General features: G+C 68.3%; 1 pseudogene. It reads right to left on the bottom strand.

Annotation, left to right across the window (positions count from 1 at the left end):
- Positions 1 to 259: pseudogene (locus ACLQ24_RS30635) on the bottom strand (hypothetical protein); the annotation flags it as partial.

The following is a 259-nucleotide window of genomic DNA, read 5'->3' on the forward strand; positions in this document are numbered from 1 at the left end:
CCGACGACGCACCGCGGCAGGAGATCCTTGGCGGTGTAGCGGGCGCGTTCGTCGCCGCCGGCGACCATGGTCAGGACGCCGGCGGCGACGAACACCAGGACGAATACTGTGTCGACGACCCAGATCGACCGCCCGGTCAGCGCCTGCACCTGCGGCAGGCTGGTCACGTCCGGGGTGATCAACAGCGCGTGGGTGATCGCGGTGATGAGCCCGTTCAGACAGTCCAGCAGCAGGCCGGCGAACCAGTCGAGGATCTGGT

It is taken from the genome of Micromonospora sp. DT4, assembly GCF_049841675.1.
Taxonomy (GTDB): domain Bacteria; phylum Actinomycetota; class Actinomycetes; order Mycobacteriales; family Micromonosporaceae; genus Micromonospora.